Origin of the sequence: Alteribacillus persepolensis (genome assembly GCF_900099605.1) — a bacterium.
GTDB classification, from domain to species: Bacteria; Bacillota; Bacilli; order Bacillales; family Marinococcaceae; genus Alteribacillus; species Alteribacillus persepolensis.
In genome coordinates this window covers 123,564-134,763 of the sequence record NZ_FNDK01000008.1, presented here as the reverse complement: position 1 = coordinate 134,763, position 11,200 = coordinate 123,564, and the positions used below count along the sequence as shown (strand labels likewise).

The following is an 11,200-nucleotide window of genomic DNA, read 5'->3' as shown; positions in this document are numbered from 1 at the left end:
TCAAGAAACGGCGAAAAAAATGGCAAGAGGCGTTTGCGAATGATGTTATTACACTGGATGAGTTAAAAGAACGGACAGCAGACGACAACGAACAGCTACAAGAGCTAGAACAGCAGTTACATGAGATACAAGAAAAAGAAGAAGATGTTTCGAATGTGGACATTTTAACCGTGACCGAAAATTGGAGTGTGCTGTCTAAAGAAGATAAGAAAGTAACCGTCGAAGTATTAGCAGAGAAAATCATTGTCAATGCAGAAAATGGCGTGATGGGAAGAGGGCGCAAACGAAAGATGTGGATTGACGATATATTCTTTTTGTGATGGGCGGTATCATGTTGTTTGCACCGCCCATGTCAGCTGCCATCATGCCTCCTAGAACAAGTCCTAAAATCACAATATTTCCAGTCCCCATTCCGTCAAGCCAGTTTTCTAACAACGTATTAAACAAGCTTATTGGTTCAATGATGACAAAATGCATCAGCATACCAACAATAAAAATACTGAGCACCGGATAAAATAAAATAGTCTTGATTCCATCCAATACTTTTGGCAAGCCAGCTAACGCTTTTTTCAATCCATTCACGATATAACCAGCTAAAAAACCGGCAATTAAACCGCCTAGAAAGCCAGCGTCTCCGGTTGTCGCCATAAAACCGCCAATCATACCAGGCGCAAAACCTGGCCGATCTGCGATGCTCATTGCAATAAACCCGGCAAGGACCGCAACCATCAGCCCAAAGGCATGTTCTCCACCAACAGAATCAAGTGCTGCAGCAAATGCATTGTAATCAGGGTGGTCTGGATCTGCAGCGTTAATCCCAAAGAAAAAGGAAACCGCTATGAGCACACCGCCGCCGACAACAAACGGAAGCATGTTGGAAACACCATTCATTAAATGCTTATAAAAACCTTTTCTTTCTTTGCTGTCACTTTCTTCACTGGATTCTTTTGCACCAGATGCATGATAGACCGGTGCATCTTTTTTAACGGCTTGTTTTAATAACTCTTCTGGACGGCGTATGCCATCGGTTACAGCTTTTATGAGTACAGGTTTTCCTTCAAAACGGTCCATCTCCACTTTTGTGTCAGACGCCACAATAATCGCATCCGCATTGTCTATTTCTTTTTGCGTCAACTGATTCTTCACACCGCCGGATCCATTTGTCTCTACTTTGATAGAAATACCAAGCTCTTGGGCTTTTTCTTTGAGAGAATCAGCTGCCATGTACGTATGGGCAATCCCCGTCGGACACCCTGTCACGGCGAGAATTTGCGGAGTTGTTGTGTCTGTTTCTTCCTGCTCTTTGTGAGACTCTTCTTCTGTTTCTTCTCCAAGCTTCTCTTTTTCTTTTTGGTCAATAAGTGTAACTATTTCCTCTTCTGATTCTGCTTGCAGTAAATCACGGCGGAAGTTTTCATCCATTAAAAGCGTCGATAACCGCGATAACGTCTGCAAGTGATCTTCATTGGCTCCCTCGCTTGCCGCAATCATAAAGATTAAATGAGCCGGCTGACCATCTAATGATTCGTAATCAGCACCTTCAATGGAGCGGCCAAACGCAATTGCCGGCGTTTTTACTGCTGCCGTTTTCGCATGAGGAATTGCCACACCTTCGCCAATTCCTGTCGAGCTTTGTGACTCGCGTTCTAGTATCGCTTCACGAAATCCATCTTTATCATGTAATTTTCCGGCATCATCTAGTGTGTGAACCAACTCTTCAATAACACCGTTTTTGGATGGTGATTGTATATTTAACCGAATGGTATCTGTTTTTAACAACTCTGTGATTTTCATGTATACTCACCTCTTCTCCGATGGTTCTAAAACGGTTATTTGAACGTCTTGATACATTTTCTTCACATCTTCTTCTGTGCCGAATGATTCAGAAAAGGCTGTTGCACTGCCTGCTGATACAGCATACGTTAACGTTTCCTCTGGGCTTTCGCCTTTTAGGTGGCTGTGCAGAAAACCTGCTACTAATGAATCACCCGCTCCAACTGAATTGACAGCTGGACGATGAGGAGGCTTGGCCAGGATTGCTTGGTTTTCTTGTAAGTAAACCGCTCCTTCCCCGGCCATCGAAATGACAGCATGTGTTATGTCATAATCATGAAGTAGTTTTTTTCCGTAACATGCTGCATCCTCCACTGTCGTAATAGACACTTCGTACAACTCGGCAAGCTCCAAGTGGTTCGGTTTCACAAAATAAGGTCCCGCCTCCATTGCTTTTTTTAATGCTTTACCGCTCGTGTCTACATAAGTCTTTACGCCTTTTTCTTTTAACGAAGCGATAAATTGCTTATACGTATCAACTGGCAGTCCTTTTGGCAGGCTCCCCGCTATCACCAGCTGATCATTGACACTTAAATGCGTTAACTTTTCTTTTAATGCATCCAAGTGTTCTTCTGTAATTTCCGGTGACATTCCGTTTATTTCCGTCTCCTCTTGCGCTTTTACTTTTACGTTAATACGGGTGTCTCCGTTCACTTTCACAAAGTCTGTTTCAATGTGCTCATGCTGCAGTACTTTTTCGATATGCTCGCCGGTAAACCCACCGGTAAAGCCAAGAGCAGTACTGGCAGTTCCTAAGTTTTTTAACACTCGGGAAACGTTAATTCCTTTTCCACCCGGGTATTTCCACTCCTTCTTGGAACGATTAATGGTACCTGTTTGAAAATCTGCCAGTTCCACAACATAATCAAGTGCTGGATTGAGTGTTAATGTATAAATCATAAATTCACAACCTTTACTGCTGTTTCTTGTTGTAATTGCTGCAGTGTGTGTTCATCAACTTTATTTGTCGTAACAATAGCAGCCTGATCAACTGATGCCACACTAGCAAACGAAACCTCTCCTATTTTAGAATGGTCGGCTAATACATAGGATTGAGCTGCTAATGACATAGCTGTCTTTTTAACAACTGCTTCTTCTGGATCTGGAGTTGTAAATCCCTGTCGGCCATCAACTCCGTTCATGCCAAGAAAGCATATATCAAATCGAAACGCTTCTACGCTCTCAACGGCTTTATCCCCTGTCAGTGCTGCTGTGTGAGGCTTTGCTTTTCCTCCCGTTACATACGTTTCAATTCCATTTTCTAAAAGCAGAGGCACGTGATGAATACCGTTTGTCACAACAATAACTTCTTTATTATGCAAAAATGGAATCAATTCAATCGTCGATGTTCCTGCGTCAATAAATAAACAATGTCTATGTTCAACAAACGTACTAGCTGCTTGAGCTATGGCTTGCTTTTCTGTTTGATTCACACTCTCTTTTTCAGACATGCTCGGCTCTTCCATTTTCCGTTTTGAAAGGGATGCTCCACCATGCAGCCGTTTAATGAGTTGTTGTGATTCTAGATCCGTTAAATCTCTTCGTATCGTCGACTCCGAAGCACCGGTTGCATCCACCAGCTCTTGGACGGTCGCCGTTTCATGCTTTTTTAACACAGACAAAATCGCTTTTTTTCGGTCAATATGAAACACGGTCATCCCCCCTTTTTTAACAAACAGAAAACGTTCACCTCTGAAAATACACACCTAGTATACAACCATTTTCAATCATAAACAATCAATTATAATCATTTTCAATTACTTTCATTCAAAAACCCGCTTGACCATCATGCACCCTTTTTCACTAATCCGCTTTGCTGCTATATGTAAAAATAAAAACTGGCACTTTTACAGATCTTTATTAATCCTGGGGAGTACCTGCAATAGCAAAAACTTGGCTAGTGATAAGTTTTCGGATACAGGATTGTCCCGCTCCGCGTATAGTGCTTTTACAGCTTGCTGGTGACATCAATCATTCCCTCATACTTATATGTTATCTTTTCCCGTCGCTACCCAAAAATCCGTGCCGATTGTGTCGGCACGGAAACGTATCTGATCAAGAATATTGTTTTGTGACAGATGTTTGTATATTTCCCTCTCTATCGTATTGAATCGCTCGATATTTATAATCGTGATAAAACGTAAACCATGCCTGACGTGTGTAACCGAGATTCATGTATTTCTGTTTGAGTGCAATTGAATCCAGCGGATAATCATCATAAGCCATCACCCACAGTACATTTTGATGAGCGTGTGTTCCCATATTATCCGCCATATGAATGACCATCTCATCACTTTGTTCTATGGTTACAATGCTCATCCCTTTGCTGTGACCTCCCGTTTTAGTGAGCACTACTCCTGGGGCAGGCTCCAGCTTTTCACTATATGTTTGGACATGCTGCTGCACGGCTTTCCAGTTTTGTTCCCAGTATGTACTTTTTGAGCGGATATTCGGGTTTTTCATTTCCTCCCATTCCGTTTCAGAAACATAGATTACTGCATTTTCATATGCAGGCACCTCTTGTCCATTTTGCCATTTAACCAATCCTGATGCATGATCAAAGTGCATGTGTGTCATGAGCACAGCATCAATATCCGCTGTTGTTAAACCGAGCTTTTGCAAATCTTTCTCCACATACGATTCTTCGGTGATGCCATAAATACGTTTTTGTTTTTCGGTAAAACGGTTGTTGCCAATACCTGCTTCTATCAGCATCGTTTTACCGTTTCCTTGAATTAGTATCGGATCAGTGCGCAGCTCAATTTGATTTTTATCGTTCACAGGGTACTTTTTCGACCATAACGGTTTCGGAACGACACCAAACATCGCTCCACCGTCTAAATGAGTAACACCGCCTCTAAGCCAGGTTAACGTGTAAGATCCGACTGTTAATGTTTCCATGCTCGTCCTCCTCCTTGCCTTGCTGTTTAAATAATATTGTAGCACATATTATTTAAATATTAAGACTATTAAAACAAAAAGAGATAAAAAGGTTTCATCCGCACCGTTCTCCTCCTGTCTAATTCGACAGACTGTTCATCATGCTCTCTTTATACGGCTGAAAGAAACACAAGTAAAAACATAAAAACGGCTGTCTCAAGGAACAAAACCCTTTTTGAGACAGCCTGCTGTTTTATTTCCTTGGAAACGTTGCCTCTAACCGGTAAATACGCTCGCCTTTTTCGGAAAACTTTTCCTCGTATTCTGTCATGACGTTTTCTTCTATATTACTGCGATGCAAATCAAGTGAAATATTTTTCAATTTCATTCCAAATTGAGACATGCTTTCTATAGAATACTCAAACAGTCCTTGGTTATCGGTTTTCATGTGAATTTCTCCATCTGGGCGCAGCACTTGCTGATACAGCTCTAAAAATGTTTTATATGTGAGACGGCGCTTTTCATGCCTTTTTTTCGGCCAAGGGTCAGTAAAATTGATAAATAACCGGTCCACTTCTCCTTCTTGGAAAAAGTCCAGCAAGTGATTCACATCACTATGAATAAACTTTAAATTGTCCGGCTGCGTGTCTAAAGCCCGCTGCACTCCTGTAACAAGAACACTTTCAAACTTTTCAATACCGACAAAGTTAATGTGCGGGTATTTCACACTCATGTTGTCTAAAAATTTTCCTTTTCCCGTTCCTACTTCCACATAAAGCGGCTGGTCATTTTGGAAAATATCTTGCCACGTGGTGTCATTTGGTACAGATGTCAGCACATATTCAGAATGTTTTTGGATAAAATCTTTTGCCCATGGTTTATGTCGAAGTCTCATCTCTACCCTCCTAGCAATCTATATAATACAAGCTCGGCTGCTTGGCCGAGCTGTTTTATCATGCCGTACATGATTACCTGTCATTTGCTTTTTATTCTCCTGGAAAACAGCCAATACTGTTACGCATAAGCAAGCAGCTGCTGCAATTGATTTTTCCACACATTGACCTGATCCATTTTATTTTCTTTTATGTGGTGGAAAACATTGTACAGAGCATGTGAAATCACATACCAATGCATTCTTCTTTCTAAATTAGCAGTTAACGGCAGACCGTAATGATGCAGCCAATTTTCCCAATGATTCCGAGGTATATATTCATATAATAACAAACCTAAATCAAATGCCGGATCTGCTACAGTCGCTCCGTCCCAATCTATTAAATACAGCTCATTCTCGGAATTAATCATCCAGTTATTGTGATTAATATCACAATGACAGACGACCATCCGTGGAGGCGTCACCTCTTTGCGATAGTTAATTAAGTAATCAACTGCCTGCTGTAACAAGGGAGAAGGATGCTTCAACGTTAACAATCTGTTTTGTAGTCCTTCTGTTATCGTTGAAGGAGTAAGCGGCTCGTTGCCAATCCTTTTAAACATATGAAGCAGTTCACTTGAAGAATGGATTTTACTAAGTAAACGAGCAACATCGGCACGTTCCATATCAGAAGAACCTAGTTCACGTCCGTGCACCCATCGCTGCGCCGTAATAACATCACCATTTTCCAAACGCTTCGTCCATAAAAGCTTTGGAACAATCCCTTCTGCGGACAGTACTGCAAGAAAAGGAGAGGAATTGCGCTTTAAGAACAACTTTTGTTCTCCAGTCTTTGCAATATATGCTTCACCCGTCGATCCTCCTGCGGGTTCGACTGTCCAATCTTCACCTAGTAGCAATTCCAATAGTTTCACCCTCGTTTGTGTAGATTGTTCAAAATAATTCATGACGTAATCCTTTTCCGTTATATTGCCGCAGTGATTGCATCGCAGATATCGTTGCGGCATGATGGATTGTGCTGACTAATGGCATTGCCTCTTATGAATACGCTGAACGAAGCAGAGCCTTATAGTAAAGGGGCTCTGCTTTATTTATATAAAATCACAGCACTAACCGGCTGAACCTCTATCGTATTAGAGTGAATCGTTTTTAATGGTATCAAAGAAGCTCTTTCACCGTCAACGATTACTTGATAGATTCCCTTCTCCGGCAGTACAACTTTTCTTGGATTTTTTGTATGATTAAACAAAACATACAAATCTTTGGCATTTTCTTTGTGTTCGACTTTATGGATTTTAAATATGAAAAGGTCTTTCGGCTGCGCTAGCTGCTGAAAACGTCTTTCGATGACTGCTGTCGTTTGCATCCTGAACCCATCAAATTGCTTGCGAATCTGTATTAAATTTTTCAGAAACTCCACGTTTTCATTGTGAATCTCTCGCTGCTCCCAGTCAAATTGATTAATCCAAACCGGCGCGTTGTAACTATTTTCCACACCATACTTTGTTCGAAAAAACTCTTGACCTCCGTGTAAAAATGGAACACCTTGTGCCGTTAACACCATCACAAGTGTCAGCCGATGCATCTTGCGTTTTTCTTCTAGAGACATGTCTCCTTGTATGTTCAGCTGATCCCACAGCGTATGATTGTCATGACATTCCACATAGTTAATCGATTGAGAAGGAGCTGTAAAGAGTCCTGTTTTTTTCTTTTCTTCCCATCTGATGGACCCTCTCATAACAAACGCCACATTGTCCACGTCAACGTCAGCCCTCTCCCCATGAATAAATCCAAGACTGCCGAATATGTTGCCTTTCACCGTATTGCGAAAACGGTCATTAAAAAAGCCTACCCTTTTACCAAGTTGCGGTGCCTGATTGATTGATGCTTTTTGCTTATCTGCCAGCACTGTATTCATGTTCCATCCTTCTCCATACAAAAATACAGAAGGCTTCTCTTCGCGCAAACGGCAAGACACCTCTTGCATGGTCGTGACATCATGAATACCCATCAAATCGAAACGAAAACCATCCACTTGATAATGCCTTATCCAATGCAGCAAGCAGTCAATGATATATTTGCGCATCATGTATCTCTCAGATGCTGTATCGTTTCCTACTCCTGTTCCGTTAGAAAGAAGTCCATAGTCATCATAGCGAAAATAGTAACCGGGCACTATTTTTTCCAAAGAAGCTGTTTCTATCTTGTAAAAATGGTTTAGCACCACATCTAAAATGACCCCAATTCCATGCTGGTGCAATGTGTCAATCAGCTGCTTTAATTCACGTATTCTCGCTTCCGGCTGATGCTTGTTTACCACGTAGCTCCCTTCAGGGACAAAATGCTGTACAGGGTCATAGCCCCAGTTGTAAGCAGGTGGTTCCTTTGTTTCATCTACACTGCCAAAATCATGAACAGGTAAGAGCTGAACATGTGTCACACCCAACTCTTTTATATATGACAGCGCAGATGTACAACCGTTAGGAGTTTTTGTGTCTCTTTCTGTCCATCCTAAGTATTTTCCTTTCTGTTTGACGCCACTGTATAAATGAGCAGTAAAATCGCGTACATGCACCTCATAGATAATCGCATCAGTAATCGCCGTTTTCGGAATGGCATATGCTTTATCCGGTATTTTCCTCCAGTCAATAACGACTGACTGATCCCCATTAAGTGTCGAAGAAGCAGCATACGGATCTGGTGTTTCCTGCCACACTCCATTAACAAACACGCGGTACGTATAACACAATCCATGATGCTCACCTTGCAGCTCCATCCGCCATACTCCCCGGATTGTTCGTTTCATGACATGTACTGCTTCTTTCTCATGTTTAGTGTGCCGGTGAATAACTAAATGCACTTCTTCTGCCGTTGGCGCCCAAACCGCGAAGAGCGTCTCCCCCCTGTGACAGCGGGCTCCTAAATCATCACCATCATAAGCATACAAGTCGTCAAATAATAAGGTGCGAACTGCTTTCCCGGACAGGACGTGGGCACGGCGGTTGTCTGGTGAGACAACTTCATACCGAACACCAGCTTGATATGGTTCCTTTCTTTGTAAGTACACAAACCCTTCCTCTATGAAACAGGCAGCATCAATCAGCGTTTCCTTTCCGTTCTCTTTTTTAACTATTCTCCACTGGTTGCTTGCAAAAGCTGTGTCTCCCTTAACTTTAACTGTATATAAATCTTCAAGCCAAGCGATTAAATCACTATTTATTGCGTGATGGTTTGATGTCATCTCCATCCTCCCGATTTGTTCGATTTTAAAACTTTTTTTTCTTGTCAATGAGTGATATAGTTAATGGCGTTAACTTTCATATATATGGGGCTTCATCTCCCCTTACACATAGTGTCCCACGTTCACGTGGGTATTTCTGTGATACATGATATTTTGAAATAGAACCGGAGGAAGTAAAGATGAAACGAACAAAAACATTAAACCGTGCAAGACTACTCATATCATGCTCAGACCAGCCAGGTATTGTCGCTTCAGTGTCAGCCTTTCTGCACGAAAAAGGTGCCAACATCGTTCAATCGGACCAGTACAGCACAGACCCTGAAGGCGGCATGTTTTTTATGCGGGTGGAGTTTGACTTACCCGCTTTTACCGAACGTTTTCATGAAGTGGAAGAAGAATTTTCTGCCATCGCCGCTCAATTTGCTATGACATGGCGGCTTGAAAGTGAGCGCAAAACCAAAAGAATGGCGATATTTGTATCCAAAGAAGACCACTGCTTATTAGAACTGCTTTGGCGTTGGCGCTCGGGTGAATTGGATGTAGATATTCCACTTGTCATCAGCAATCACGAAGATTTACGGGATATCGTTGAAAGTTATGGTATTTCCTTCCATTATATTCCCGTTACCAAAGAAACAAAACAAGAAGCAGAATCAGACGCGAAAACGCTGCTGTATGATTACCATATCGATTTCATTGTACTCGCTCGATATATGCAAATTTTATCTCCTGCATTTGTGCAAGACTTTGAACACCGCATTATTAATATCCACCATTCATTCTTGCCAGCTTTCATCGGGGCCAACCCGTATAAAAAAGCGTTTGAGAGAGGGGTAAAGTTAATTGGTGCGACTGCTCATTATGTAACAAATGATTTAGATGAAGGGCCGATTATAGAACAAGAAGTGCTTCGGGTTAACCACCGTTATGACACGGCTGACTTAAAAATAGCAGGACGCAACGTCGAAAAAATTGCATTAGCTCGAGCTGTTGACTGGCATATCAATGATAAAGTTCTCGTACACGAGAATAAAACGATTATATTCAATTAATATGTTACACAAGCTGTCTAAAGCTGTCTCTGTGTGAAATCGAAGGATTCAGACACTTACATGTACAATACGGCACGCTAAAAGAGGCAAAAGTATCATACTCACATGCAAAGGTACGTATATGGTATGTTTTGTGTTTTCCCGGTCCCTCTTCGCTGCTGGTAAAAAAAGCAAGAAACCCCCGCAGACAGCGATGAACTGCGGTAAACGCTGAATGAATACAATGCCGTGTCTGCCTAAGCAGCCGGGTGCCTGAACGAAACGAAAAACAGCTCTGCTGAGGGTTCATTCAGCAGAGCTGTTTTTATGGACGGTATTCTTCCTCATCTTCCATGTTTAAACGGTCAAACGCAGTAGTACGCGTATAATCCAAGAAGCGTTTCGCTGTGATTAATTGTATTCTTTTGATTGGTGAAGGGTGTTTTTTCATCGTATCAAACCATTGTGTGATATTACGTGTGTCAACCATTTTCACCCGAGTCCCTTGTGCTTTATGGTCAATCATTGCCAAAGGGGCAATGACCACTTCATTAATACGGCCAAGAGTATCTTGACCTTGAAGAATATTGTGTGCAATGCTGTTCATCCGGGATAAGGCCAGCATCGGACTAATCCGTTTTTTTCTTTCCCCGTGAACATACTCATACCAAAATCGTGACGATGTTGTCTCAAAGACACTCGTCGACTGTCCATGTAAAAGGGTGATAACATACACCTCAGTCGGGCTAATGACAATGACATCCGCTTCTATCGGTGCTTTACCTGCCATAAATACAGGATAATACAACACCATATAGTTGTCAGGCAGTGTACGGAGCAAACAGCGCAGTGTGCGGTCATATTTATATTGAGGACGAAAAAACGACTCATGCGTAAAGGAAGAGCTGGCCCAGCGCAGCTGAGCACGAAACAAGTCATCATAAAACATATCTTTGATTTCTTCGAATGTTTTATGTTTATAATAAACACTTTCTATACCTTCCGTATTCCAAAGCTGGCTTTCATTACCGTTCTGGCGTTTGAACAACTCTTTTAGCCGTTTCCACACCACTGTCATGCTAAAATTAGTTTCGGCCTCATCCAGCCAATTCTGTTCTGTTCCAGACACTGCTCCCCCCTCTTTGGCTGTTTTCCAATCTCTTTTCATCTGCTGCCAGCGTTCTCGTTTTAACCGCGTGAATTGACTTGCATAGCGCTGTATATCATGTTCATACCTTGACGTACAATCTTCTAATTTAATTAAATGAGCCATCTATAATACCCCTCCCTTTTTTAGCATCCTTTAAAAAACCCTGAGCGGCT

The 11,200-nt window shown here is 41.9% G+C and carries 9 protein-coding genes and 1 pseudogene; 2 read left to right on the top strand and 8 right to left on the bottom strand.

Translation table 11 applies throughout. The annotated features are described in order from the left end of the window. A partial coding sequence (locus BLT18_RS18170) for a hypothetical protein (protein ID WP_217635737.1) occupies positions 1–320 on the top strand: 320 nt, incomplete at its 5' end. Between the two features lie 13 nt (positions 321–333). On the opposite strand, the pseudogene BLT18_RS08640 reads toward BLT18_RS18170, so the two are convergent. From BLT18_RS08640 to pulA, 7 genes and pseudogenes are all read right to left on the bottom strand, one after another. Then, positions 334–1,794, bottom strand: a pseudogene (locus BLT18_RS08640) (PTS fructose transporter subunit IIABC); the annotation flags it as partial. A 6-nt stretch (positions 1,795–1,800) separates the two neighbouring features. Continuing rightward, positions 1,801–2,733, bottom strand: a complete 933-nt coding sequence (gene pfkB / locus BLT18_RS08635) for a 1-phosphofructokinase (RefSeq protein ID WP_091273038.1) — start codon at positions 2,731–2,733, stop codon at positions 1,801–1,803. Further along, complete coding sequence (locus tag BLT18_RS08630) at positions 2,730–3,491, bottom strand: DeoR/GlpR family DNA-binding transcription regulator (RefSeq protein ID WP_322787562.1); 762 nt, start codon at positions 3,489–3,491, stop codon at positions 2,730–2,732. Before BLT18_RS08630 ends, pfkB begins: the two co-directional genes overlap by 4 nt. Before the next feature lie 397 nt (positions 3,492–3,888). Continuing rightward, a complete protein-coding gene (locus BLT18_RS08625) occupies positions 3,889–4,734 on the bottom strand; it encodes a YtnP family quorum-quenching lactonase (protein WP_091273032.1) in 846 nt (281 codons plus the stop codon). Positions 4,735–4,966: 232 nt separating this feature from the next. Further along, positions 4,967–5,608 carry a tRNA (guanosine(46)-N7)-methyltransferase TrmB gene (gene trmB, locus BLT18_RS08620; protein ID WP_091273031.1) on the bottom strand — a complete coding sequence of 214 codons (642 nt, stop codon included), beginning with the start codon at positions 5,606–5,608 and terminating at the stop codon, positions 4,967–4,969. 119 nt (positions 5,609–5,727) lie between these two features. Next, positions 5,728–6,552, bottom strand: coding sequence for a phosphotransferase family protein (locus BLT18_RS08615; protein ID WP_175487436.1), 825 nt, complete (start codon positions 6,550–6,552; stop codon positions 5,728–5,730). A 140-nt stretch (positions 6,553–6,692) separates the two neighbouring features. Beyond that, the gene (pulA, locus tag BLT18_RS08610; RefSeq protein ID WP_175487435.1) at positions 6,693–8,846 is read right to left on the bottom strand and encodes a type I pullulanase; all 2,154 of its coding nucleotides are present in this window, start codon (positions 8,844–8,846) and stop codon (positions 6,693–6,695) included. A gap of 179 nt (positions 8,847–9,025) precedes the next feature. Here pulA and purU point away from each other — a divergent pair, with 179 nt between their 5' ends. Continuing rightward, positions 9,026–9,898: a formyltetrahydrofolate deformylase gene (gene purU, locus BLT18_RS08605; RefSeq protein WP_091273027.1), complete on the top strand. Its 873-nt coding sequence runs from the start codon at positions 9,026–9,028 to the stop codon at positions 9,896–9,898. A 304-nt stretch (positions 9,899–10,202) separates the two neighbouring features. Here purU and BLT18_RS08600 read toward each other — a convergent pair whose 3' ends face one another. Continuing rightward, positions 10,203–11,150 carry an NERD domain-containing protein gene (locus BLT18_RS08600; RefSeq protein WP_091273025.1) on the bottom strand — a complete coding sequence of 316 codons (948 nt, stop codon included), beginning with the start codon at positions 11,148–11,150 and terminating at the stop codon, positions 10,203–10,205. Between the last annotated feature and the right edge of the window lie 50 nt (positions 11,151–11,200).

Coding starts and splice junctions, on each gene's coding strand:
- pfkB (WP_091273038.1), bottom strand. CDS start 2,733: ATGATTTATACATTAACACTCAATCCAGCACTTGATTATGTTGTGGAA.
- BLT18_RS08630 (WP_322787562.1), bottom strand. CDS start 3,491: ATGACCGTGTTTCATATTGACCGAAAAAAAGCGATTTTGTCTGTGTTA.
- BLT18_RS08625 (WP_091273032.1), bottom strand. CDS start 4,734: ATGGAAACATTAACAGTCGGATCTTACACGTTAACCTGGCTTAGAGGC.
- trmB (WP_091273031.1), bottom strand. CDS start 5,608: ATGAGACTTCGACATAAACCATGGGCAAAAGATTTTATCCAAAAACAT.
- BLT18_RS08615 (WP_175487436.1), bottom strand. CDS start 6,552: ATGAATTATTTTGAACAATCTACACAAACGAGGGTGAAACTATTGGAA.
- pulA (WP_175487435.1), bottom strand. CDS start 8,846: ATGACATCAAACCATCACGCAATAAATAGTGATTTAATCGCTTGGCTT.
- purU (WP_091273027.1), top strand. CDS start 9,026: ATGAAACGAACAAAAACATTAAACCGTGCAAGACTACTCATATCATGC.
- BLT18_RS08600 (WP_091273025.1), bottom strand. CDS start 11,150: ATGGCTCATTTAATTAAATTAGAAGATTGTACGTCAAGGTATGAACAT.